Annotated in this window: 16 protein-coding genes; 11 read left to right on the top strand and 5 right to left on the bottom strand. The window is 57.9% G+C overall.

Annotated features, from left to right (window positions below):
* The first annotated feature begins 481 nt into the window (after positions 1-481).
* Entirely contained in the window at positions 482-3,535 is a 3,054-nt protein-coding gene (locus AAER43_RS16775; RefSeq protein WP_050861879.1) for a DEAD/DEAH box helicase family protein, read from the top strand.
* A gap of 798 nt (positions 3,536-4,333) precedes the next feature.
* Here AAER43_RS16775 and AAER43_RS16770 read toward each other — a convergent pair.
* Positions 4,334-5,032 (bottom strand): HNH endonuclease, encoded by a 699-nt coding sequence (locus AAER43_RS16770; protein ID WP_099458936.1) that lies wholly within the window; start codon positions 5,030-5,032, stop codon positions 4,334-4,336.
* 110 nt (positions 5,033-5,142) lie between these two features.
* Positions 5,143-5,973, bottom strand: a complete 831-nt coding sequence (locus tag AAER43_RS16765) for a MurR/RpiR family transcriptional regulator (RefSeq protein WP_008502123.1) — start codon at positions 5,971-5,973, stop codon at positions 5,143-5,145.
* Between the two features lie 292 nt (positions 5,974-6,265).
* On the opposite strand from AAER43_RS16765, the gene AAER43_RS16760 reads away from it, so the two are divergent.
* The 10 genes from AAER43_RS16760 (at position 6,266) to iolB (ending at position 19,393) form a co-directional block, all read left to right on the top strand.
* Positions 6,266-7,771 (top strand): CoA-acylating methylmalonate-semialdehyde dehydrogenase, encoded by a 1,506-nt coding sequence (locus AAER43_RS16760; protein WP_047344890.1) that lies wholly within the window; start codon positions 6,266-6,268, stop codon positions 7,769-7,771.
* Positions 7,772-7,782: 11 nt separating this feature from the next.
* Positions 7,783-9,708, top strand: a complete 1,926-nt coding sequence (iolD, locus tag AAER43_RS16755; RefSeq protein WP_050861880.1) for a 3D-(3,5/4)-trihydroxycyclohexane-1,2-dione acylhydrolase (decyclizing) — start codon at positions 7,783-7,785, stop codon at positions 9,706-9,708.
* Between the two features lie 300 nt (positions 9,709-10,008).
* Entirely contained in the window at positions 10,009-10,995 is a 987-nt protein-coding gene (gene iolG, locus AAER43_RS16750; protein WP_023294280.1) for an inositol 2-dehydrogenase, read from the top strand.
* A 31-nt stretch (positions 10,996-11,026) separates the two neighbouring features.
* Complete coding sequence (locus tag AAER43_RS16745; RefSeq protein WP_008502118.1) at positions 11,027-11,956, top strand: sugar ABC transporter substrate-binding protein; 930 nt, start codon at positions 11,027-11,029, stop codon at positions 11,954-11,956.
* Positions 11,957-12,010: 54 nt separating this feature from the next.
* Positions 12,011-13,558 carry a sugar ABC transporter ATP-binding protein gene (locus tag AAER43_RS16740; protein ID WP_014884793.1) on the top strand — a complete coding sequence of 516 codons (1,548 nt, stop codon included), beginning with the start codon at positions 12,011-12,013 and terminating at the stop codon, positions 13,556-13,558.
* An 11-nt stretch (positions 13,559-13,569) separates the two neighbouring features.
* On the top strand, positions 13,570-14,598 hold the full coding sequence (locus AAER43_RS16735) for an ABC transporter permease (protein WP_014884792.1): 1,029 nt from the start codon (positions 13,570-13,572) through the stop codon (positions 14,596-14,598).
* A gap of 8 nt (positions 14,599-14,606) precedes the next feature.
* Entirely contained in the window at positions 14,607-15,740 is a 1,134-nt protein-coding gene (locus tag AAER43_RS16730) for a Gfo/Idh/MocA family oxidoreductase (protein ID WP_014884791.1), read from the top strand.
* A 12-nt stretch (positions 15,741-15,752) separates the two neighbouring features.
* Entirely contained in the window at positions 15,753-17,657 is a 1,905-nt protein-coding gene (gene iolC, locus AAER43_RS16725) for a 5-dehydro-2-deoxygluconokinase (protein WP_050861881.1), read from the top strand.
* An 11-nt stretch (positions 17,658-17,668) separates the two neighbouring features.
* Entirely contained in the window at positions 17,669-18,559 is an 891-nt protein-coding gene (iolE, locus tag AAER43_RS16720) for a myo-inosose-2 dehydratase (protein WP_014884789.1), read from the top strand.
* A 9-nt stretch (positions 18,560-18,568) separates the two neighbouring features.
* Positions 18,569-19,393, top strand: a complete 825-nt coding sequence (iolB, locus tag AAER43_RS16715) for a 5-deoxy-glucuronate isomerase (RefSeq protein WP_050861882.1) — start codon at positions 18,569-18,571, stop codon at positions 19,391-19,393.
* Positions 19,394-19,441: 48 nt separating this feature from the next.
* Here iolB and AAER43_RS16710 read toward each other — a convergent pair whose 3' ends face one another.
* From AAER43_RS16710 to AAER43_RS16700, 3 genes are read right to left on the bottom strand one after another with little or no spacing between them, the layout of a single operon-like run.
* Positions 19,442-20,185 (bottom strand): alpha/beta hydrolase, encoded by a 744-nt coding sequence (locus AAER43_RS16710; protein ID WP_050861883.1) that lies wholly within the window; start codon positions 20,183-20,185, stop codon positions 19,442-19,444.
* 11 nt (positions 20,186-20,196) lie between these two features.
* On the bottom strand, positions 20,197-20,664 hold the full coding sequence (locus AAER43_RS16705) for a DUF6130 family protein (RefSeq protein ID WP_014884786.1): 468 nt from the start codon (positions 20,662-20,664) through the stop codon (positions 20,197-20,199).
* A gap of 49 nt (positions 20,665-20,713) precedes the next feature.
* Positions 20,714-21,943 carry an MFS transporter gene (locus tag AAER43_RS16700; RefSeq protein ID WP_050861885.1) on the bottom strand — a complete coding sequence of 410 codons (1,230 nt, stop codon included), beginning with the start codon at positions 21,941-21,943 and terminating at the stop codon, positions 20,714-20,716.
* Positions 21,944-21,948 lie beyond the last annotated feature (5 nt).

Here is a 21,948-nt window from a genome sequence, read left to right as displayed (position 1 = left end):
AATATCATGAATTTTAAGTTAAAAATTCTGTTGTTAATCATGGTGTGGGAGTAAGAGGTTTTTATAGACATTTGATTTAAAACAATATTCAATGTGCCATTGATAATGCATATTGCGTTGTCAATGGCATTTTTTATGGCATTGAGTCAGGTATCACAAGTTGGGTGGTACTGATACCAAGGACACATCTAGCGACTGGCATGGTATTTGTCCGAAGTCTGTAAGTTGGGGTGATTTTCGCTGCGTCCTGCGGCTCTGTAAATGGAAGGCACTGACTGTTCTGCAGCGATCTCAGTCGTTCAACACCTGTGTGTGAATAGACGCTGTACGATGAGTTCCGGTCGCCACGATCAACGGCACTAGTAGCGTCGGTTGGGCAGAAAAAACTATTCTGCTCCTCATTATTTGAGGATGCCCCAGTGCAGTTGACGAGCACTGCGCCTGATAGACTTACGTGAATAAAAAAGCATGGGAGGCACCGATGTTTAGCGATATTCCTCAGGGCATTAGCCTTTGGGATCACCAACGCAGAGCGCTTTCATTCGTCATTGAGCGTATGCGAGCCAATAGTACTGCTTGCCTAGTTCGGATGCCTACCGGTACAGGAAAGACTGGCGTCATCGCCTGTCTGTCCGTGATCAGTGCGCCAGGTCGTGTCCTGGTACTTACTCCTTGGAAGAATTTACGAGACCAGATGGTCAGCGCGCTCCAGCACGGATTCTGGGCAAACGTCAGATACCCAGCGCCAAATGAAAAAACTATTGTCGGTTTTGTGCCCTCATCCATAAAAGACGTATTAAGTAACACCGATGCCAAGGTGCTTGTCTGCACGTTCACCACACTGACTGAACTCCAAAGATCCTCGCCTCAGGAGTACGCCGCGCTCGCCGCATCCGTCGATGCCGTTGTCGTTGATGAGTGCCACTACGAACCGGCACTACGCTGGGGGAAGGCGGTGAAATCGCTTAACAAGCCCATGATCCTCATGACTGCGACACCGTATCGCAATGACCTAAAGCTGTTCCGCATCGAGAACCCAAAAGAATCCGTTTTTCATTTTTCACACCACGATGCCGAAGCGGCAAAGATTATTCGTCCCCTTAAGACGCTATCCCTGCCTGATGCGATGGACGTTCCGAAACTGGCTCAGGAATTCTCCGCTGCTTGGAAGGCCGCGGTACAGTCGAATAGTCTGATCAGCAGCACACCTCGGGCCATCATATGCTGCACCAGTGCTGCTGACATCAAGGCAGCAGTGGCAGTGATTCGCGACGCGGGTCTTGACGCCATTGGCATACATGACACTTTTACAGGGAATGCTGGCTCGCATTTGTTGAAGGAAGTCCCTGAGAGGCACAGCGCGGTGATCTGGATTCATCAGCACAAACTAACCGAAGGACTGGACGACCACCGATTCTGCTGTGTCGCCTTCTTCGGGCCTGTTGGCAATGACCGCAAGCTCATTCAGCAAATCGGACGGGTTCTGCGAAGGGGACGTTCGGATCGAGAGGACTGTGCGGCTCTACTCTACGCGCCGAACTACTTAAATCTGGGTGATCGTTGGCTGGCGTACCGAGAGTTCGAAAAAAGCGTAGAACTCCTGACAGCGCAGCACTATCGCAATGTTGTCGAGCGTATGTTGGAGAGTCAGCCTTCCGTGGAGTACTTCGATGGTCGCTTCCGGCGAAGGTTTCGTCAGGATGTGCTTGCAGACAATCCTCAGGTTGTTATTGCGCCAAGCGTGCTCGTGCGCAGGCTAAAGAGCAGCTTTTCTCTGGAAGAATATATCGAAGACTGCACCGACAGTCTTAACCTTACAGACGCAATCATTCTTGGTGAGCCGAATGCGCCGTGCCAGCGAGCGACAGACTTCGCACTATGGGTCTACGCATCGATAGCAAATTCCCGTCTTCTGGAAGAGACATCACTGTATGAAGTCAGACTCGAAGTGCACTGCGTAGTCGTTGCTGGCGACTACCTTCTGGTTTCGGACACCACAGGTACTTATCCTGAAGCGCTTATCGATGTGTCGACCACAGCTCTTGGGGCAGCCGAGCTATCTCAGTTACTTGATGCGTCGTACAGCATCACCAATGTTTCCACGAGCAGCGCTATTCCATTTGACACTGTGATCAGGGCGTCAGTTCATCGCGGTCACGATCTGAAGCTGATCCCTGCCTCGCTGACTGACCGGGTTCAGATCTGCAAAGCGGCCCGTGGAGCGTCGGCAAAGGGGCGACGCTACGTTGGTATGCATCGCGGTCGGGTTCGTCAGGATATTCCCGAGCAGCAAAGACGACGCCACTCTGTATCTTTGTTTAAAGAATGGGCAACGTCAATCGCCTCGGCGCTGGCCTCGACGCATGTTGACAATATCGTCTTGCAAAGATACATGCAGACCTGCAAGCCACCTCTAAAACCGCTTCCGGTGACAATGTCGATCGATTTGTCGCAGTCGAAGATCCGCATCTCTTCCGCCGAAGGCGAAGAACTTCGCATCGTAGCTTCTTCCGTTGAGGTCACGTCGCCAAAGAGCGGGCCATCCGGCACAAGCACCAATATGCACGAGTGCACATACATATTCGAAGATCTCTCGGACCCGCCGGTAAGCGTTGAGCTGGAATTGCTCTTGGAGTACCAGCAAGATAAGGGTCGCTTCTGGTTCAAGGGAAAGGGCGTTCGAGGTGGGTTTGGCGTTCAAGTCCTCGAGGACGACACTGGGAGCAGCGCCAAGTCGTTCACGGACTACCTGAACCAGAATCAGGAGTTGGTTCTGATCGGTCTTCAGGATGGGGCCATGGTTTACCAGGGCCGCAACTTCTACAAGGTTGACTATGCTCACGCCGAGGAATCCCTTTTGCAGCACTTCAGTCGCCCACGCATCGCTGCCTGCGCTAACGAAAAGGGCTCGACCGATGAGTTAGATGCAGCCAAGAAGCAAGGTACGAAGGCCACTGCCTTTATCCCAGGCTCTCTCTTCAAAGCAATCGCCGATGGTGACGTATCGCCCGGATTCTCGCCTGAGTTGGTCATCTGTGACGACTTGGGTTCGGAGTGCGCCGACTTTGTGCTGGCCAACTTCACGAATCGTCAAATCGCACTAGTTCACGCAAAGGCTGGAAAGGGTACGTCGATCTCGGCCTCGGCCTTTCACGATGTCGTCGCGCAAGCCATGAAGAACTTAGTTTACCTAGCGCGTGGATCGGAGACGCCTGACGGGGCAAAGAGTTGGACGAAATCCACCTTTTGGAACAACACGAAGATTCCACGGCTATATAAGGCACCCGCGAAATCTCCAACGGGCATAGCGCTGTGGAGGAAGCTACGGAGCGACATCATCGAGCGGGCTGACGCGCAGTTGCATGTGGTTTTAGTGACCGCTGGCTGCTGCGACCTTGATGCACTTCAGAAGGTGATCAAGGATCCCTCCAAGAGAACCGCAGAAACCGCGCAGCTATTTCACCTGTTTGATGGTCTGGTTGGTTACGCTAGACAATTGGGTGTGCGAGTGACCGTGCTGGACGTTCCTCACTAAGCCCTATAGGCAATGCCAACAACAGCTGGATCAATGCAGACGTTCAGTGAATCGCCATAGGTTCCGTAGACAGCACCGAGCTTCAACGATTCACATACGTCAGGTGTTCGCCTCACGCAATCACAGATATTTGAATTCGTTAGGTTGCAGTTACAGATTTGGGGGTGCAGAACAGACTTCTGTAGACTCCTTCAACAACTGTAGTCATTGATCTTTCTGAATTGAGCGACTGCAACCAGCCTAGTCTGGACATTCGGGCCTTGAAGCGAGTTCCCGTCATTGGTGAAATTGTGAGGCTAGGCTCTACAAGGCGGTTGACGAGGTCCGTTAAGAGGCTCACATTTGCTTCTTCTCTGTATGGTATTTTTAATGGTATTGGATAGTATGTTGGTTGAAAATCATTGTTGTATAAGAATTATTTTTTCTCATTTATGACTGAGTGGGAATAAGCAGATAACTCTTCCTGTGTTTTCATGAACAGGTAAAAGTGAATTTAACCCTCTTTTTTACAGAGGGTTTTTTATTGTCACCTCAAACCACCTCATAGGGAGATAGTGTTTGATTTCCTTTGGGAGTTCTGCTCTTTGTAAAACGGCTCTCACTCTGTGCTATGCCTTGGCAAAGGGACTGAAGGGCGTATTCGCCCCTCAGTCCTGATCCGCGGAGATGACTGTGCTATTATCCCGTAAATTGACCAGCTAAACATCTACACGACTGTAAAATTTCCTGTCAAAATTCAAAAATACGAAGTTTAGAACTAATTTCGTCATTTTTTAATATATTTTATAAAGCGTACATTTAAGTAAAGCTTTCTACAAAGCCTTTTAACTCTTTCAAAGAATATGGGGGAATTCGAGTATGTGCAATTCGATGACATGTTGGGCACAGCGAAATAAGGTCATCTAAAATTGTTTTTCTTTTTCCTAAACTGATTGGATTTATGTGGTGACAATCTATAATGTATTTATTGTTTACGAAGTATCGTTTCTCACATGACTGACAAGTGTAGTTATCCTTTTTCTTCCGTGCTTCAGCTAATTTTTTATCTCTTGCACTTGTCATTCGACTTGAGTCTTTTCTATATCCCTCTTCGGCTTCAGTTGAGTCGGGATCTAAATATCTAGGATTTACCTGTCCTTCGTTTTTCAAATATATCCTTTCGAAGCCCCCATTGCCTTTTCCAACAAAAGAAGTCCAGTTTGTATTTGTTTTTAAGGCTAATTTCAGATTTTTTATGTAGATTCGATAGCGCGGATATTGCTTTCCTTTTCTTTCGGTATACTCTTCAGCTTTTTTTTCGACAAATTCACCAATGTAGATATGATTAAGGGTGCTTGTTTGGTGAAAAACAATTACATAATCATCGACCCTGTCTTTTGATACAACCCAACAACCAGTAGATGATAATCCCTTATGATCGATGAAAAAGTTGTGCCCCTTGGTTTTGACAGCAACAGCTGTACAACCTTTAGGCAAAATATCTAAATATGAATCCATTTTAAACTCCATATGAATTGTTCTTTCTGCATATTTATTTCTGATTAGTATTCGATTGGGGATAATATCCCTCTGATCTCACGCTTGCTCATACAGTTTTTGTTTATCCCTCACTTCCCTTCACCCAACCGATAAGCCAGTGCCACCACCAGCGACTGCACCAGGCACAGCGTTGCCGACTGGGACCGAAACGCGTCCACCTGCGCCTCTTTCACCACAAAGCAAAGATCGCTGAACGTCGCCAGCGGGCTGATCTGGCTGTCCGTAATCACAATCTGCCGCGCGCCGACGCTGGCGGCGGTTTCGCTGACCATCACCGTCTCTTCCGCGTAGGGCGAGAAGCTGATCGACACCACGATGTCGCGCGCCTTAATGCGGCTGATCTGCTCGCGCAGCATGCCACCCATACCGTCGAGCAGAATAGGGCGACACTCCAGGTGGCTCAGGGCATAGGTGAGGTAGGCCGCGACGCTAAAGGAGCGGCGCAGACCGGCGATGTAGATGGTGTCGGCGTCGGCCAGCAGCTGTACCGCGCGCTCCAGCATTTCCGGTTCGGCGCGGGCGGCCAGCTGCTGTAGCGCCTGGGCGTTTGAACGGGCGAACTCCTGCAGGATGTCGAGCGGGGTTTCGGGCACGGCCTCGCTCTCCATTTCGCGGAACAGCCGGGCACGGTCGCTGTAGCTGGCGGTCTCCTCCACCAGGTTCATGCGAAACAGCTGTTTCATTTCGTTGAAGCCGGTGAAGTCAAAGGCGTTGGCGAAGCGGATCAGCGTCGAGGGCGGCACGTCGGCGCGCTCGGCAATCACGGCAACCGTATCAAAGGCCACGCTGTTCGTATTATCCAGCACATAGCGGGAGACCTGCTGCAGCCTCTTGCTCAGGCTATCGTAGCGATCGCGGATTTGCTGCTGCAGTTCGTTCAGGCTGGTTGCTGTCGTCATGTTATCCCCCAAATACAGTCCTGTGATTCTAAACGCAAAACCGCGTCTTTTAAATGTCGGCCATCCATCTGGCAGCAAAAATGAAACAGAAGCTTCAGTCATTCCCACGCCCGAAATGCCTTAATAGCGCACGCTGCGTCAGTATTGTTGGCTGTTAACATAAAAATCCATCCTTGATCACAATAATCATCATTTATTTTATTTCAACTTAAAATGGAATATTTGTTTCATATATAGTGTTCGGTACACAGTGTTCAGGTAACAGTCACGTATCAACAGCGAGAGGTTAAGGATGGAGACGGTAGCGAATTTTATTCACGGCGAATGTGTCACCGGTTCAGGCCAGCGCGTTCAGGCGATCTTCAACCCGGCCACCGGCAAGCAGATCCGCCAGGTGGTGATGAGTACGGCACAGGAAACGGAGCAGGCAATTGCCGCCGCGCAGCAGGCGTTTCCTGCGTGGGCGCGTCATGCTCCGCTTAAGCGCGCGCGCGTGATGTTCCGCTTCAAGGCGCTGCTGGAAGAGAACATGGATCGCCTGGCCCGTCTCATCAGCGAAGAGCACGGCAAGGTCTTCTCCGACGCGGTGGGCGAACTCACCCGTGGTCTGGAAGTGGTGGAATTTGCCTGCGGTATCCCGCATCTGCAAAAAGGTGAGCACTCAGCCAACGTCGGCACCGGCGTTGACAGCCACTCGCTGATGCAGCCGCTCGGGGTCTGCGTTGGGATCACGCCGTTTAACTTCCCGGCGATGGTGCCGATGTGGATGTTCCCGATTGCGCTGGCGACCGGAAACACCTTCGTGCTGAAACCGTCAGAAAAAGATCCCTCCCTGGCGCTCGCGCTGGCGCAGCTGCTGAAAGAGGCTGGCCTGCCGGACGGCGTGTTCAACGTGGTGCAGGGTGACAAAGAGTCCGTTGACGTGCTCCTGACCGACCCGCGCGTGCAGGCGGTGAGCTTTGTCGGCTCCACGCCGATTGCCGAATACATTTACCAGACCGCGTCCGCCCACGGAAAGCGCTGTCAGGCACTGGGTGGCGCGAAAAACCACTGTATTCTCATGCCGGATGCCGACATGGAAATGGCCGCCAACGCCATTATGGGCGCAGGCTTCGGTGCGGCGGGGGAGCGCTGCATGGCGCTCTCGGTGGTGCTGGCGGTGGGGGATAAAACCGCCGATGACCTCTGCGCCCGGCTGGAAAAACAGATTGCCGCCCTGCGCGTCGGGCCGGGTCTGGACCAGACGCCGGAAAACGAAATGGGGCCGCTCATCTCCTCGGCGCACCGCAGCAAGGTGCTGGGCTATATCGACAGCGGGGAAGCGCAGGGCGCGACGCTGCGCGTGGACGGTCGCAGCTTCAGCGTGCAGGGGCACGAGCAGGGCTATTTCGTCGGGCCGACGCTGTTTGATAACGTCACTCCGGAGATGACCATCTATAAAGAAGAGATTTTCGGCCCGGTGCTTTCTGTGGTGCGCGTAGCAGATTACGCCAGCGCGGTGGACCTGATTAACCGCCATGAATATGGTAATGGTTCGGCAATCTTCACCCGTGACGGCGGCTGCGCGCGTCGCTTCTGCGAAGAGGTGCAGGCGGGCATGGTCGGGGTCAATGTGCCGATCCCGGTGCCGATGGCATTCCACAGTTTCGGTGGCTGGAAGCGCTCTATCTTTGGTGCGCTCAACGTCCACGGCAACGACGGTGTGCGTTTCTACACCCGAATGAAAACCATCACCGCACGCTGGCCGGAAATGCAGCAGGAGACAGGCGCTGCGTTCTCCATGCCAACGCTGGGCTGACAGGAGGCGTTATGCAAACCGAACGTATGACTATGGCCCAGGCGCTGGTCCGATTCCTTAATCAACAATACGTCAGTGTGGATGGCGACGAAATGCCCTTCGTGGAGGGCGTGGCGACTATTTTCGGGCACGGTAACGTGCTCGGCATCGGCCAGGCGCTGGAACAAGATCCGGGCCATTTGCAGGTGATGCAGGGCTGCAACGAGCAGGGCATTGCCCATATGGCGACGGGATTCGCCAAACAGCACCGCCGTCAGCGCATTTTCGCCGTCACCTCCTCCGTCGGGCCGGGCGCCGCCAATATGGTGACCGCGGCGGCAACCGCTACGGCGAACCGCATTCCGCTGCTATTGCTGCCGGGCGATATCTACGCCAGCCGCCAGCCGGACCCGGTACTGCAGCAGATCGAGCAGTATCACGATCTCAGCATCAGCACCAACGACTGCTTTCGTCCTGTCTCCCGCTACTGGGACCGCATCAACCGTCCCGAGCAGCTGATGAGCGCCATGCTAAGCGCGATGCGAACGCTTACTGACCCCGCCAATACCGGGGCGGTGACCCTCTGCCTGCCGCAGGACGTGCAGGGGGAAGCCTGGGATTATCCCCTGAGCTTCTTCGCGCGCCGCGTGCACCACATCGAACGTCGTTCGCCTGACCCGCAGCGTCTGGCGCAGGCGCGGGCGCTGATCGCCCGCAAGCGTCGTCCGCTGGTGGTGTGCGGCGGCGGTGTGCGCTATTCCGGCGCGCATGAGGCGTTTCGCGAATTTGTCGAGACGCTGCAGCTGCCGTTTGCCGAAACCCAGGCCGGGAAGGGGGCGCTGGTAAGTGACCACCCACTTAACCTGGGTGGCGTTGGGGTGACGGGGGGACTGGCGGCCAACCAGCTCGCGCCCCAGGCGGATTTAGTGATTGGCATCGGCACGCGTCTTACGGACTTTACCACCGGCTCCAAGGCGCTCTTTTCCCATCCGGACGTCGAATTTCTGCTGCTGAACGTGGCGGAGTTTGACGCCCTGAAGCTGGACGCCACCGCACTGATCGCCGATGCCCAAACCGGGCTTCAGGCCTTAACCCACGCGCTCAGGGATTATCGCAGCAGCTGGGGAGACGCGATCGCCCAGGCGAAATCCGCGTGGCGCGACGAGTGCCGTCGCCTGTGGGATCGCCAGTGGCATCCTGCTGATGCGCCCGAAGTGGCGGGGCACCTGGATAGCCAGCTGGTGGAATATGGCGAAACGCTCAACACTCGCCTGACCCAGACGCGGGTGCTGGGGCTGATCAACCAGCATATTGAAGATAGCGCCATCGTGGTGGGGGCAGCCGGATCGCTGCCGGGCGATTTACAGCGGCTCTGGCAGGTGAAAACGCCGGACAGCTATCACCTGGAATACGGATACTCCTGCATGGGCTACGAGATTGCGGCGGCCATCGGTGCGAAGCTCGCCAGACCCGACCAGCCGGTGTACGCCATGGTGGGGGATGGCTCGTACATGATGCTGCACTCCGAGTTGCAAACCGCGGTGCAGGAGGGGATTAAGGTCACCGTTCTGCTGTTTGATAACGCCAGCTTTGGTTGCATTAACAATCTGCAGATGGGGCACGGCATGGGGAGCTTTGGCACCGAAAACCGCCATCGCAACCCGGAAACCGGACGGCTGGACGGGCCGCTGGTGAAGGTCGATTTTGCCCAAAACGCGGAAAGCTACGGCTGCCGCGCGTGGCGGGTGAACGATGAGCAAAGCCTGCTGGCGGCGCTGGAGGCGTCACGCGCGCATCCGGGCCCGACGCTGCTGGACATCAAGGTGCTGCCGAAGACCATGACCCATGACTACGCCTCGTGGTGGCGAACCGGCGACGCGCAGGTGGCGGCGTCTTCTGCCGTGCGTGAAGCCGCTCTGCAAACGCAGGCACAGGTGAAAAAAGCCCGCCAGTATTAAGTTTTCCCGCCGTAACGAAATTTTCATTTCATTTTCCCCTCACCCTAACCCTCTCCCCAAAGGGGAGAGGGGATGGTGTGGTGCACTCTTTTCTCCCTCGCCCCTTTGGGGAGAGGGCAGGGGTGAGGGGTTAGCAGCACCTTCTCCTATGTTGTGAGATTGATAACAAAATTTATCTCATTCATCTCAAAAGTGTTAACCCGCACTCAAAAACATAATTTTCACTATTTATAAAAATGAAATAAATGTTTTATTTATAGGGTCGTTAGTTCACAGCATTCACCAACACCGGGAGCCGTTATGTTTAACATTGCTTTACTGGGCGCTGGCCGAATTGGCCAGGTACATGCAGCTAACATCGCCAGCCACGGCGCGACCACGCTCTGGTCCGTGGTTGACCCGAATCAAGAATTTGCCACCCGTCTCGCCACGCAGTATCAGGCCCGTCAGCAGAGCCTGGATGAAGCGATGACCGACCCTAACGTTCACGCCGTGCTGATTGCCTCCGCGACCGACACCCACGCCGATCTGATTGAAATGGCCGCCCGCCATGGCAAAGCCATCTTTTGCGAAAAGCCGGTACACCTCGACCTTGCCCGCGTGCGCGACTGCCTGAAAGTGGTCAAAGAGTACGATGTGCCGCTGTTTATCGGCTTTAACCGCCGCTTTGACCCGCAGTTCCGCCGGGTGAAAACCGACGCCCAGGCCGGGCGCATCGGCAAGCCGGAATCGCTGCTGATTATCTCCCGCGACCCGTCTCCGCCGCCTGCAGAGTACGTGCGCGTCTCCGGCGGCATGTTCCGCGATATGACCATTCACGACTTTGATATGGCGCGCTTCATCATGGGCGAAGAGCCGGTGTCGGTCTATGCCCAGGGCAGTAACCTGGTCGATCCGGCGATTGGCGAGGCGGGGGATATCGACACCGCATTTATCGTTCTGAAATATGCCTCCGGCGCGATGGCGACCATCGTCAACAGCCGCCGCTCATCTTACGGATACGACCAGCGCCTGGAGCTGCACGGCTCCGAAGGGCTGCTGTGCGCGGGCAATATTCTGGAAAACCAGGTGCAGCACTACGGCAAACAGGGCTGCACCAGCGCGCTGCCGGAACACTTCTTCCTGCAGCGCTACAAATCCGCTTACGCCGCGGAATGGGAACACTTTGTTGCGGTCCTGCGCGGCGAAGCGGTGCCTGACTGCAGCGGTGATGATGGTGAACGTGCGCTGTACCTCGCGGATAAAGCGCTGGAGTCGCTGCGTAGCCAGCGCGAGATCGTCCTCTAAACACAACCACCCTACACAGAGAGACATAATAATGAAAAAACTGATCGTAGCCGCCCTCATCGCCATGACGTCCGGGGCTGCCCTCGCCGAAAACGAGCAAATTGTTTTCAGTACGCCAAACCTGGCCATGCCGTTTGAAGTACACATGCAGCGCACGGCGGTGAAAGCCGCAAAAGAGATGGGCGTGAAGCTTCAGGTGCTGGACGGGCAGGGCAGTTCACCGAAACAGGTGGCTGACCTGGAAAATGCCATCACTCGTGGGGCGCAGGGCTTTATCGTCTCCCCGAATGACGTAAACGCCGTCTCCAGCGCGGTAGATGAAATTCAGGATGCGAAGCTGCCGGTGGTGACCCTTGACCGCTCCGTCGACAGCCAGAAAAAAGTGCCGCACTTCGGGGCTAATAACTACAAAGGCGGCCAGGCGATTGGCGACTTCGTGAAAACCAAATTCCCCGACGGGGCGGAGATTATTCTGCTGACCGGTCAGCCGGGCTCCTCCTCCAATATTGAACGCACCAAAGGGATCCGCGACAGCCTGAAGGCGGGCGGGGATAAGTACAAGATCGTCGCCGATCAGACCGGAAACTGGATGCGTTCGGAAGGGATGCGCATCGTGGAAAGCGTTCTGCCTTCTCTGCCGAAACGCCCGCAGGTGATCCTCTCCGCTAACGACGATATGGCGCTGGGCGCGATTGAAGCGCTGCAGAGCCAGGGCGTGAAGCCGGGCGAAATTCTGGTCACCGGTTTTGATGCGGTACCGGAAGCGCTGGCCCGCGTGCGCGACGGCTGGCTGGCGGTAACGGCGGATCAGCGTCCGGGCTTTGCGGTGCAGACGGCGATGAGCCAGCTGGTGGCCAACGTGCGCGAGAAGAAAGCCATCACCGGGGCCGACTACCCGCCGACGCTGATCACCAAAGAGAATCTGCAGCAGGCTGAACGTATCGGTGAGGCCGGTAACTGACGTATCCGCAGCCGCCGCGCGAGCGGCGGCGCACTCTAAAGGAGGAGCAGACCGATGTCGCAACCCTTACTGAAAGTGACCGACCTGGCCAAAAGTTTTTCCGGCGTCTGGGCGCTGAGCAGCGCTCAGCTGACCGTCGGCGCGGGGGAGATCCATGCCCTGCTGGGGGAAAACGGAGCGGGAAAATCCACGCTGCTGAAGGCGCTCGCGGGCGCGCAGCCGCAAACCCGGGGGGATATCTGGTTTAACGGCGAAATGCTGCCGGTGGATGATTCCCCCGTTGAGCGGCAAAACAAGGGCATTATCACTATCTATCAGGAATTTAACCTGCTGCCCAATATGACCGTCGCGGAAAACATGTTTCTCGGGCGCGAACCGCGCAAACGTAACCTGATCGTCGACGAAAAAGCGGTTAACCAGGAGGCGCAGGTCATTCTCGATTACCTGCAGCTGAACGTTGCGCCAACCACGCCGGTGGCCCGCCTGAGCGTCGCCCAGCAGCAGATGGTGGAGATTGCCCGGGCGCTGACCCTCAACGCCAGGCTGATTATCATGGATGAACCTTCTGCCGCGCTGAGTGACAGCGAGGTGGAAAGCCTGCACCGCGTGGTGCGTGAGCTGAAAAACCGCGGGGTGAGCATTATTTACGTTACCCACCGTCTGCATGAAGTTTTCCAGCTCTGCGACCGCTTCACCGTTTTCCAGGACGGCCGTTTCACCGGTACCGGTGCGGTGGCGGAAACCAACGTTGAGCAGCTGATCCGCCTGATGGTCGGGCGCGACGTGGCCTTTAATCGTCGTCCGGCCAGCGAAACGCATCATGAAGACAAACCCGTCCGCCTGGCGGTGAAGGGGCTGAGCCGCGAGAAGCCGCCGCTCGATCCCCACGGCATTGCCCTGCACGACATCAGCTTCCACGTCCACGCCGGGGAAGTGTTAGGGATTGCTGGCCTGGTGGGGGCGGGGCGTACCGAAGTGGCGCGCTGTCTGTTCGGCGCAGATGCCTTTACCTCCGGCAGCTTTGAGCTGGACGGCGTGCCGTACCAGCCGCGCGACCCGCTCTACGCCCTCGATCAGGGCGTGGCGCTGGTACCGGAAGACCGTAAAAAAGAGGGGGCGGTGCTGGGGCTGTCGATTCGCGACAACCTGTCGCTCTCCTGCCTCTCCTCGCTGCTGCAGTGGCGCTGGTTCGTGAATACCCGCAAAGAGGACGATCTGATTGAGTCCTACCGCCAGGCGCTGCAGATCAAAATGGTTAACAGCGCGCAGGAGGTGCGCAAGCTCTCCGGCGGTAACCAGCAAAAGGTGATCCTCGCGCGCTGCATGGCGCTCAATCCTCGCGTGCTGATTGTCGATGAGCCGACGCGCGGTATTGACGTGGGCACCAAATCGGAAGTGCACCAGGTGCTGTTTGAGATGGCGAAAAAGGGCGTGGCGGTGATCGTGATCTCCTCCGATCTGCCTGAAGTGATGGCGGTATCTGACCGGATCATCACCCTCAGTGAAGGGCGGGTGACCGGCGAGATCCACGGTGACGACGCTAACGAAGAACGGCTGATGACGATGATGGCCATCAACCACAACGCCCTGAACGCGGCATAACGGAGTTTCTCATGACGCAGATGATTTCTAAAACGCAGGCCCCGGTCAAACGCGCCGGACGCATCGATCCCATCGCCTTCTTCGAGCGATTCGGGGTGCTGATTTTCATGATCCTGCTGCTGATCTTCTTCCAGTCGCAGAACAGCAACTTTTTCTCTGAACGCAATATTTTCAACATATTAACCGAAGTCTCCATCTACGGGATCATGGCCGTGGGGATGACTTTCGTCATCCTGACCGCCGGGATCGACCTCTCCGTCGGCTCCATTCTGGCGGTGTGCGCCATGACTGCGGCGTACGTGATCAAGGGCGACAACTTCACCACCGTCGACCCGAACGCCTGGGGTGGCATGAGCTGGCTGATTGGGCTGGGGATTTGTCTGGCGATGGGCACGGCAATTGGCTTCCTGCATGGTCTGGGCGTCACCCGCCTGCGCCTGCCGCCGTTTATTGTCACCCTCGGCGGGATGACCATCTGGCGTGGCCTGACGCTGGTGATTAACGACGGCGCGCCGATTGCCGGTTTCGACCCCGGTTACCGCTGGTGGGGGCGCGGGGAGTTGCTCGGCATCTCCATTCCTATCTGGATATTCGCCCTCGTCGCCCTGGGGGGGTATCTGGCGCTGCATAAAACCCGCTGGGGCCGTTTCGTCTACGCCATTGGCGGAAACCCGGAGGCGGCACGCCTGGCGGGGGTGAACGTCAAGCGCGTGCTGGTCAGCGTCTACGTGCTGATTGGCTGTCTGGCGGGGCTGGCGGGCTTCATTCTGAGCGCGCGTCTGGGAAGCGCCGAGGCGGTAGCCGGGATCTCCTTTGAGCTGCGCGTCATCGCCTCGGTGGTGATCGGCGGTACCTCGCTGATGGGCGGTTACGGGCGTATTGGCGGCACCATTATCGGCTCCATCATCATGGGCATTCTGATTAACGGCCTGGTGCTGATGAACGTCTCAGCCTACTACCAGCAAATTATCACCGGATTAATTATCGTTCTGGCGGTGGCGTTTGACACCTACGCCAAGAGCCGTCGCGGCGCACTGTGAGGATCATGATGAAAGAGGTTCGTATTGGATTGATTGGCACCGGGTATATCGGCAAGGCGCACGCCATCGCCTATGCCCAGGCCCCGACGGTGTTCAACCTGCGCGGCAGGCTGGTGCGCGAGATGGTGGCGGAAGTTACGCCGGAACTGGCGGCAGCGCGGGCGCAGGCGTTTGGCTTCAACCGCTCCACCGGGGACTGGCGGGCGCTGGTGGCCGACCCGGCCATTGACGTGGTGGATATTTGCTCTCCCAACCATCTGCATAAAGAGATGGCGCTGGAGGCGATCCGTCACGGCAAACACGTTTACTCCGAAAAGCCGCTGGCGCTCAACGCCCATGACGCGCGTGAAATGGTCGACGCCGCAAAGCGGGCAGGGGTGAAAACGCTGGTGGGGTTCAACTACATGAAAAACCCGACCGCGCAGCTGGCGAAGGAGATTATTGCGCGCGGCGAGATTGGCGAGGTGATCCACTTCTACGGCACTCACAACGAAGATTATATGGCCGACCCGCTCTCGCCCATTCACTGGCACTGCTTCAAAGAGACCGCAGGCCTGGGGGCGCTGGGTGACCTCGCGGCGCATATCGTCAATATGGCCCAGTACCTGGTGGGAGATATCGAGCAGGTCTGCGGCGACCTGAAGATCGTGGTCCCGGCACGTCCGGCGAAGGCGGGTTCGGCAGAGATGATTGCCGTCGAAAACGAGGATCAGGCCCACGCGATGGTGCGTTTTGCGGGCGGGGCGCAGGGCGTCATTGAAACCTCCCGCGTCGCCTGCGGCCGCAAGATGGGGTTGTCGTATGTCATCACCGGGACGAAAGGTGCCATCAGTTTCACTCAGGAGCGCATGGCCGAGCTGAAGCTCTATCTGCATGACGACCCGGTGAACCGTCAGGGGTTCCGCACGCTGCTCGTCGGCCCGGCTCACCCGGACTACGGTGCGTTCTGCATGGGGGCAGGCCATGGGATTGGCTTTAACGATCAAAAAACGGTGGAGGTGCGTGACCTGGTGGACGGGATTGCCGCCGACGCGCCGATGTGGCCGGACTTCGAAGAGGGCTGGAAGGTGTCTCGCGTGCTGGACGCGATAGCACTCTCACACCTGGAAGGCCGCTGGCTGAACGTGAACGACATTGTCTGAAGAGGGTTCAACGTGGAAAAGCAGTTTGATGTGATATGCATGGGCCGCGTGGCGGTAGACCTCTACAGTCAGCAAATTGGCGCCCGTCTGGAAGATGTGTCGAGCTTCGCCAAATATCTTGGCGGGTCGTCCGGCAACGTGGCGTACGGCACCGCGCGACAGGGGTTACGCTCGTCGATGCTGGCGCGCGTCGGCGATGAACATATGGGCCGCTTCCTGCGGGAAGAGTTAAACCAGGTGGGCTGCGATACCAGCCATCTGATTACCGACAAAGAACGCCTCACGGCGCTGGTGCTACTCGGCATTAAAGACCGGGACACTTTTCCTCTGATTTTTTATCGCGATAACTGCGCGGATATGGCGATTACCGCCAGCGATGTGGACGAAAGCTACATTGCCTCCGCACGGTGTCTTGCCATCACCGGGACTCACCTTTCTCATCCCCAGACCCGCGAGGCGGTGCTGACGGCGCTGGGCTATGCCCGCCGCCACGGCGTGCGCACGGTGCTGGATATCGACTACCGTCCGGTGCTGTGGGGGCTGACCTCCTTAGGCGACGGGGAAACGCGCTTTATCGCCGCCGATAAGGTCACCCGCGAGCTGCAGGAGGTGCTGCACCTCTTCGACGTGGTTGTCGGCACCGAGGAGGAGTTCCACATTGCGGGCGGCAGCACCGATACCTTGCAGGCGCTGGCGCAGGTGCGTGGCGTGAGTCAGGCTACGCTGGTCTGCAAACGCGGCGCGCTGGGCTGTTCGGTCTATACCGATGCCATTCCGCCTCGTCTGGACGACGGCCTGACGGTGACCGGCGTGCGCGTCGAGGTGCTGAATGTCCTCGGCGCAGGGGACGCGTTTATGTCCGGCCTGCTGCGCGGTTACCTGAACGACGAAGGCTGGGAGCAGGCGTGCCGCTATGCCAATGCCTGCGGTGCGCTGGTGGTCTCCCGCCACGGCTGCGCTCCGGCGATGCCGAGCAAAACAGAGCTGGATGATTATCTTTCCCGCGCCGCACGTGTTCCGCGCCCGGATCTTGACCCGCGTCTTAACCATCTCCACCGGGTGACGACCCGCCGCCGCGAATGGCCGGAGCTGTGCGTGATGGCTTTCGACCATCGCAGCCAGCTGGAAGAGATGGCGCTGCAGTGCGGTGCGTCGATCGGGCTCATTCCGGAACTGAAGCAGCTGATCCTCCAGGCCAGCCGCGAGGCGGCAAACCGCGCCGGGCTGGAGGGTAAAGCCGGTCTGCTGTGCGACGGCACCTTTGGTCAGGATGCGCTAAACGCCATCACCGGGGAAGGGTGGTGGATTGGTCGTCCCATCGAGCTGCCGGGCTCCCGGCCGCTGGAGATGGAGCACGGTAACATCGGCACCCAGCTCATCAGCTGGCCGCAGGAGCACGTGGTGAAATGTCTGGTCTTTTTCCATCCGGAAGATGCCCACGGCCTGCGCCTTGAGCAGGAGCAGAAAATCGCCGAGGTGTACCACGCCTGCTGCCAGTCCGGGCATGAACTGCTGCTGGAGGTGATATTGCCCGCCAGCATGCCGCGCAGCGACGCGCTCTACCTGCGCGCCATCTCCCGTTTCTACAACCTGGGGATTTACCCTGACTGGTGGAAACTGCCGCCGCTCTCAGCCAGCGGCTGGACGGCACTGAACGAGATTATCGAACGCCGGGACCCGCACTGCCGCGGGGTGGTGATCCTCGGTCTGGATGCCCCGGCAGAGCAGCTGCGTGCCGACTTCAAAGCCGCCGCAGGGCAGACGCTGGTTAAAGGCTTCGCCGTGGGGCGCACGCTTTTTGGTGACGCCTCCCGCGCGTGGCTGAAACACGATATTGACGATGCGCAGCTGGTGGCGCGCATCCGGGACAACTACCTGCAGCTTATCGCCTGGTGGCGCGAGCGCGGACACGCATAATGGAGACGACAATGAGTGTACAACTGGGCATTAACCCGCTGACGTGGACGAACGACGATCTGCCTTCCCTCGGCGCGGAGACGTCGCTGGAGACCTGCCTGAGCGAAGGCAAAGAGGCCGGTTTTGCCGGTTTCGAACTGGGCAATAAATTCCCGCGCGAGGCGCGCCTGCTCGGCCCGATTTTACAGCGCCACGACCTGCAGCTGGTCTCCGGCTGGTATTCTGGCCGCCTGCTGGAGCGCAGCGTGGAGGAGGAGATCGCCGCCGTGCAGCCCCACCTGACGCTGTTGCGCGAGCTGGGGGCGAAGGTGCTGGTCTTTGCGGAAGTGAGCGGCTGTATTCACGGCGAGCAGCAGACCCCGGTGCATCTGCGCCCGCGCTTCCCGCAGGAACGCTGGAAGGAGTACGGGGAGAAGCTCAGCGAATTTGCCCGCTATACGCAGCAGCAGGGGGTGCAGATTGCCTACCATCATCATATGGGCACGGTGATTGAATCCGCCGACGACGTGGACAACCTGATGACCCACACCGGTGAAGAAGTGGGGTTACTGCTGGATACCGGCCATCTGACCTTTGCCGGAGCCGACCCGCTGGCGGTGGCGCAGCGCTGGGCGTCGCGCATCAACCACGTTCACTGCAAAGACGTGCGTGCCGACGTGCTGGCGGACGTTAAAAACCGCAAAACCAGCTTCCTCGATGCGGTGCTAAGCGGCGTATTTACCGTACCGGGTGACGGATGCGTCGATTACCCGCCGATCATGCGGCTGCTGAAAGCGCAGGATTATCACGGCTGGCTGGTGGTCGAGGCGGAGCAGGATCCGGCGATTGCCCATCCGCTGACCTATGCCCGTCTGGGGTATAACAACCTGAGCCGCCTGGCGCACGACGCCGGGCTTATCTGAGGAGGTGACATGTCACGTCTGTTATCACGCTGGCAACAGCCGAATGCTGAGGGGCGCACCCAGTCCGTTACGCCGGAAAGTGCGGGTTGGGGATATATCGGTTTTGAGGCATATGAATTGCAGGAGGGGCAGGTGCTGACGCTGTCCGCCATCAACGAAGAGCGCTGCCTGGTGCTGGTCGCCGGACGCGCCTCCATCAGCACGCCCTCCGCGCAGTTTAACGATATTGGCGAGCGGATGAGCCCGTTTGAGCGCATTAAGCCGTGGGCGGTGTACGTCACCCCGCAGGAGACGGTGCAGGTGACGGCGCTGACGACGCTGGAGCTGGCCGTCTGCGCTGCGCCGGGCAAAGGCACATACCCGACGCGGCTGATTGCGCCGCAGGACATCGACGGCGAGGCGCGCGGCAAGGGGCACAACCAGCGCTATGTGCATAACATTCTGCCGGAAGGTAAATCTGCCGACAGCCTGCTGGTAGTGGAGGTCTGGACCAACGAAGGGTGTACCAGTTCCTACCCGAGCCACAAGCACGACACGGATAACCCGCCGCAGGAGACGTACCTGGAGGAGACCTACTACCATCGCCTCAACCCGGAGCAGGGGTTCTGCATGCAGCGCGTCTACACCGACGACAGAATGCTGGACGAGTGCATGGCGGTCTACGACCGTGATGTGGTCATGGTGCCGAAGGGATATCACCCGGTGGCGACGATGGCAGGGTACGATAGCTATTACCTCAACGTGATGGCCGGCCCGGTACGCAAATGGATGTTTACCTGGGAAGAAGACCACGCGTGGATTAATCAGGATTATCCCGCTACAGGCAAGCACTGAAGCGGGTTTTTGCCGGGTGGCGCTGCGCTTACCCGGCCTGTGAAACGCTTACCTTGCTTCTAACGCCTGCTCAATTGTTCGGGCGATGGCCTCTGGCTGGCTCACCATCGACACGTGACTCGCCGCGACCCCGGTGATTTTTGCGTGGATCGTCTTCGCCATAGCGCGCTCAAGCGCGGGGTTAATCATCCGGTCATTCTCACTCACCACATACCAGCTCGGCTTATCGTGCCACGCGGCGTGAGTGACCTTTTCGCCAAATGCATCGGCTTTAATTGGCCCCTGCGTGGCGGCGATGGTCAGTTGTTCAGCCGGTTTCACATCCGGTGCGAAATCCTTCCTGACGGCTTCGGTCGGCAGGTATAAGTCGCCGTCAGCCGTTTTAGCGATGCCTGCACTTCCGGGCGGGGCCGGGAAGGTATTCGCCAGCTCTGCCGTCGACTGGCCGGAATCCGGCGCGAACGCCGCCACGTAAACCAGCGATTTAACCCGTGCATCGTTGCCCGCTTCGCTAATCACGGTGCCACCCCAGGAGTGACCGACCAGCACGACGTCCCCCTTAGCACGGGCGATGGCGCGCTGGGTGGCCGCAACGTCATCTTTTAGCGACGTAAGCGGGAGCTGAACGGCGATAACCTCGGTATGGTGTTTTTGCAGCCGGGTAATCACCTTATTCCAGCTGCTGCCGTCGGCAAACGCGCCATGTACCAGCACGACGCTGGTTTTATTCTCCGCAAAAGCGCTGGCCGAAAGCGCCAGCAGGCCTGCTGTCAGTACAGACAGTGCTTTCATCTTCAGACTCCTTAAAAATGGTGGATCGCCGCGTGGGGCGGCACGGTGAATTCGATGGTTTTGTGATCGAGGGGCTTATGCGTCGGATCGGCCAGAATAATCGTCACCTTGTGCTTACCGGCGGGCAGACCCACCAGAATCACCGGCTCTCCGCTGGCGTCAGCCCAGTGCCACGGCGCGTCATCTACCACGACGTGGATGTGGCCGATGCGAGGTGTGACTTTCAGCGCGTCAGGCCCAAATACAGGTTCAATGCGCAGGTTTTCGGCCCGGTACTGAATAAACACCGCGCCTTTGCTCAGCGGCCCGGCAAGCGGTGGATCGACTATCAGCTTTGCGGGCGGCTGCGGCTGTGCCAACGGCGCAACGGCGGCTGGGCCATTAACATCGGCGGCGCTGAGGTTGCCCAGCGGTGTGGCCTGGACATGCGCTACAGATGCCAGGGCGAGTACGGGTAAAAGTACATATCGACGAATCATCGGTCTCTCTCCTCCGGTTATGAATGACGACAGGGAAAGAAAACCATTTTTATGTATCGGTGATATTTGCCTGAGGCGGTGTTTTGTACCCGTTTGTCTGCGTGGTGCGCTGGATACAGTGCGTTACAGTTTGCCTGCCGGGACGGCGCACAATCGCTATCGCCAGCCCGGCAATCACCAGCGTCAGCCCCGTTGATACCCACATTGTTCCGGCGATCCCCAGCGTTTTGTTTAACCATGCACAGGCAAACGGTGAAGCCGCTGCTGTGAGCTGGCCAGGAATAAGCAGCATACCGGTGCGGCGGGCATAGCTCTCCACGCTAAACAGCTCCAGCGGCAGGTTCGCTTTGACTATCGTCATTAGCCCGTTGATGGCACCAAAACCCAGCACAAACCCGGCGGCACACCAGGCAAACCGGGTGCTGCTTAGCCCAATCAGAAAGCAGAGCGGCATGGCAAGGGCGGTGAAAAGGGTCAGTTTGAACGGCGTTAAGCGGGCACCCGCCAGCACCTCCAGCGAGCGAGCCCCCGTCTGACCTATCCCCCACAGGATGCCGATCGTGACCGGCAGGCCGAAGCTGGCGATAAACTCTGGCAGATGGGTAGACGTACCGCTGGAGACAAAGGTGAAAAGGGCGATGAAGGCTGCATAAAGCCAGCCGTTTCGTCGTTCGTTGCGCAGAGGTGGCGCGGTGACCTTTGTCGTCACCGTTAGCCGCTGCCGGGGAAGCGAGCGGATCAGCGCCGCGCTCAGCAGGCCAAAGAGGGCATAAACCCTTAGCGCCTCTTGCCAGCTCATAAGGTGGAGCAGGCCATCACCCAGCGGCCAGAAGACGGCGGATGCCAGCCCGCCCGCCAGCGTGACGCGTGAGATTGTTCTTCGCGCCTGCTGACCGTAGAGGTTCACCAGCGCGGCGAACAGCGCATCGTACAGCGACAGGCGCATCCCGATGCCGGTGATCAGCCAGACGCAATACCAACCAAATAACGTCTGGGTATATGCCATACCCGCGCAGCCTGTGGCGATCAGCAACGTGCCACTCATCACCACCCTCTGGCCGCCAAAGCGTTCCAGCAGGTGGGCGACGAAAGGGGAGGCCGCCGCCATCACCAGCATTGCCAGCGTCAGGCCGAGGTAAATCTGTGGTGATGACCACCCCCGATCGGCTGATATCGCCAGCGCGAAGGTACCGGGCATATAAAACGAGATCCCCCAGTTGATGAGTTGATGACATCCGGCAGTGAGGGCGAGTCGACGAGGCAGGGCAGGAGTTTCCATTGTTT

The organism is Enterobacter sp. FUJ80071, from assembly GCF_038739915.1.
Lineage (GTDB): Bacteria > Pseudomonadota > Gammaproteobacteria > Enterobacterales > Enterobacteriaceae > Enterobacter > Enterobacter kobei.
The sequence above is the reverse complement of the archived record's forward strand: the minus strand, read 5'-3'. Positions and strand labels throughout refer to the sequence as shown.

Coding starts and splice junctions, on each gene's coding strand:
- AAER43_RS16775 (WP_050861879.1), top strand. CDS start 482: ATGTTTAGCGATATTCCTCAGGGCATTAGCCTTTGGGATCACCAACGC.
- AAER43_RS16770 (WP_099458936.1), bottom strand. CDS start 5,032: ATGGATTCATATTTAGATATTTTGCCTAAAGGTTGTACAGCTGTTGCT.
- AAER43_RS16765 (WP_008502123.1), bottom strand. CDS start 5,973: ATGACGACAGCAACCAGCCTGAACGAACTGCAGCAGCAAATCCGCGAT.
- AAER43_RS16760 (WP_047344890.1), top strand. CDS start 6,266: ATGGAGACGGTAGCGAATTTTATTCACGGCGAATGTGTCACCGGTTCA.
- iolD (WP_050861880.1), top strand. CDS start 7,783: ATGCAAACCGAACGTATGACTATGGCCCAGGCGCTGGTCCGATTCCTT.
- iolG (WP_023294280.1), top strand. CDS start 10,009: ATGTTTAACATTGCTTTACTGGGCGCTGGCCGAATTGGCCAGGTACAT.
- AAER43_RS16745 (WP_008502118.1), top strand. CDS start 11,027: ATGAAAAAACTGATCGTAGCCGCCCTCATCGCCATGACGTCCGGGGCT.
- AAER43_RS16740 (WP_014884793.1), top strand. CDS start 12,011: ATGTCGCAACCCTTACTGAAAGTGACCGACCTGGCCAAAAGTTTTTCC.
- AAER43_RS16735 (WP_014884792.1), top strand. CDS start 13,570: ATGACGCAGATGATTTCTAAAACGCAGGCCCCGGTCAAACGCGCCGGA.
- AAER43_RS16730 (WP_014884791.1), top strand. CDS start 14,607: ATGAAAGAGGTTCGTATTGGATTGATTGGCACCGGGTATATCGGCAAG.
- iolE (WP_014884789.1), top strand. CDS start 17,669: ATGAGTGTACAACTGGGCATTAACCCGCTGACGTGGACGAACGACGAT.
- iolB (WP_050861882.1), top strand. CDS start 18,569: ATGTCACGTCTGTTATCACGCTGGCAACAGCCGAATGCTGAGGGGCGC.
- AAER43_RS16710 (WP_050861883.1), bottom strand. CDS start 20,185: ATGAAAGCACTGTCTGTACTGACAGCAGGCCTGCTGGCGCTTTCGGCC.
- AAER43_RS16705 (WP_014884786.1), bottom strand. CDS start 20,664: ATGATTCGTCGATATGTACTTTTACCCGTACTCGCCCTGGCATCTGTA.
- AAER43_RS16700 (WP_050861885.1), bottom strand. CDS start 21,943: ATGGAAACTCCTGCCCTGCCTCGTCGACTCGCCCTCACTGCCGGATGT.